At 68.8% G+C, this 2,297-nt stretch carries 3 protein-coding genes; 2 read left to right on the top strand and 1 reads right to left on the bottom strand.

The window, feature by feature from the left end; all coding sequences use genetic code 11:
* Positions 1–90 precede the first annotated feature (90 nt).
* The gene (locus tag AB0J09_RS62685; protein ID WP_360713739.1) at positions 91–459 is read right to left on the bottom strand and encodes a helix-turn-helix domain-containing protein; all 369 of its coding nucleotides are present in this window, start codon (positions 457–459) and stop codon (positions 91–93) included.
* A 56-nt stretch (positions 460–515) separates the two neighbouring features.
* Between AB0J09_RS62685 and AB0J09_RS62680 the strand changes: the two genes are divergently transcribed.
* Positions 516–1,196, top strand: coding sequence for an SDR family oxidoreductase (locus AB0J09_RS62680; protein ID WP_360713737.1), 681 nt, complete (start codon positions 516–518; stop codon positions 1,194–1,196).
* 317 nt (positions 1,197–1,513) lie between these two features.
* Positions 1,514–2,128: a hypothetical protein gene (locus tag AB0J09_RS62675; RefSeq protein WP_360713735.1), complete on the top strand. Its 615-nt coding sequence runs from the start codon at positions 1,514–1,516 to the stop codon at positions 2,126–2,128.
* The last annotated feature ends 169 nt before the right edge of the window (positions 2,129–2,297 follow it).

The following is a 2,297-nucleotide window of genomic DNA, read 5'->3' as shown; positions in this document are numbered from 1 at the left end:
CGCCCACTGCGCGACGGTCAAATCACCCCGACCCACACAAAGATCGTCTCGGAAGTGGACCACCCAGGTGATCCACTTCTGAAACAGGCCCTAGTAGGCATCCTCGGCGCTGGCCTGTTCGCGGGCTGCGAGGATGTCCGGCACGTGGGCCTCGGCCCACTGCCGCACCGCACGCAGCGGAACCAGCAGGGAGCGGCCGAGGTCGGTCAGGGCGTATTCGACGTGTGGCGGGTTGCCGCCCAGATCAGTGCGGGCGAGCAGGCCGTCGGCCTCCATGGCGCGCAGGGTCTCGGTCAGCGCCTTCGGCGTGATCCCACGGATGTGAGCCTTGAGTTCGGTGAACCGCATCGGCGCCTGCTCCAGGGCGTTGACGACGAACACCGTCCAGCGCGCTCCGATGCGGTGCAGCACGGTGCGGCTCGGGCAGGTCGCCGCCATGATGTTGTACGCCTTACCCACGCAGTTCCTCCCGGTAGCGTTGAAGATACCGGTATCCAATCTATACCGTCGCGGACATGAGCGAGAACCTGACAGGCAAGCGCATCCTGGTCGTCGGCGGGGTCCGCGGCATCGGCGCCGAGATCGTCCGCCGTACCGAACACGCCGGCGCCCGCGTCGTCGTCGCCGCACGGTCCGGCACAGAGGTGCAGATCGACGTCACCAACGAGACTGCCATCGCTGTGGCAGCGGAGTCTCTCGGCGGCTTCGACCACGTGATCTCCACCGCGTCGGCTCACCACGACGTGCCGGTGGCTGCCCTAGAGCACGACAAGATCCACGCCGCGTTCGCCGCCAAAGTCATCGGCCCGCTGTTGCTGGCCAAGCACTTCGCGCCCCGAATGCCAGCCGGCGGGTCGTTCCTGTTCTTCTCCGGCATCGTGGGCTGGAAGCCCAAGCCCGGCACCGTCATCAAGGGCACCGCGAACGCCGCCCTGGCCGCGCTGGTCACCCACCTGGCCGTTGAGCTCGCACCGCTGCGCGTCAACGCGATCGCGCCCGGCATCACCGACTCCGGCGCCTGGGACCGGCTCCCCGACGAGCGCCGCCGCGCCCTGTACGACGGCGCGGCCTCAGCCTCCCTCGCCGGCAGGGTCGGGACGCTCGACGACGTCACCGACACCACCGTGTGGCTCTTGGGCGCGGGATGGGTCACGGGCGAGACGATCCACGTCGACGGCGGCACCCGACACCACTGATCCCTCAGCCACCGGCCGTAGGCCGTGTCTGTGACTCACGGAGCTGGGTGGCGCGGAATACTCGGTGGTAAATGGCGTACTGCCGGGCTCGATGTACCGGATAAGGGACCGTTATCCGGTACATCACCACCCGCCCAGCCATGCCGACCTGCGGATCCACCCTGACGGCGGTCGCGCGACTCGCGCACGTTATCCGGTACATCGACGCCTGGTGTCATCCCGATCAACGCCATATAGCGCCGATACACGTACGCCGGACTCCGGCCAACGTCACAGCCGTGTCCGTGGCCGTGTCAAAGTAGCCGCAGGTGGCCGGGTTGAGGTCACCGCTGGTGGCCCGCAAGGTGGTGGCCCTGTCGGCGATGAACATCGGCGACCCGTACGAACTTCAACCCTCCCGCTGGCGCGGCGACCGCAACAAGGAGGCCGAGGAGGCGGCCGTCGCCAGCGGCCTGACCTGGACCAGCCTGCGGGCGAGCAGCTTCGCCGGCAACACCGCACAGGCGTGGGGCGCCCAGATCCGCTCCGGCGACGTCGTCCGCTACGTGCACGCTCGGTTCCGGGAGTCGGTACTGGACGAGCATCTGGCCGATGTCGCGGCCCGTGCACTGCTCACCGACGAGCTGGCCGGCCGCAGGCTGGAGCTCACTGGCCCGCAGTCGCTGTCGCACGAGGAGATGGTGGCCGTGATCGCCGCCACGCTTGGCAGGCCTCTGCGCTTCGAGGAGCTGTCGCCGCACACCGTCGCCGCACACCTGGTCGACAACGGACTGCCCGAACCATGGGCGCGCGCCCTGATGGCCCGCTATGAGCACTACCTCGACCGCGACCAGCATCCCGTGACCGGCGAGGTGGACAAGATCCTCGGCCGCCCGGCGCGAACCTACGGCGACTGGGTGGCCGACCACCTCGCCGCCTTCCGGAACCGGTGAGCCGTCCGATGTCTACCGCCTACGTCGTCACCGCACTGGTGACCATCGCCTTCAACACCTTCTCCGGCTTCGCCGCCATGACCCGGCTCAAGCCAATCATGCGCACCCTCGGCCCGGCGCTGCACCGGGCCGGCGTGCCGGAATCATGGCTGGTCTGGCCGATCGGCGC

It is taken from the genome of Nonomuraea sp. NPDC049784 (genome assembly GCF_040659615.1).
In the GTDB taxonomy this organism is placed as follows: Bacteria; Actinomycetota; Actinomycetes; order Streptosporangiales; family Streptosporangiaceae; genus Nonomuraea.
This window is presented reverse-complemented; position numbering and strand designations above follow the sequence as displayed.

Bases quoted from the DNA above. Each gene is read 5' to 3' on its own strand.
- AB0J09_RS62680 (WP_360713737.1), top strand. From the start codon at position 516: ATGAGCGAGAACCTGACAGGCAAGCGCATCCTGGTCGTCGGCGGGGTC.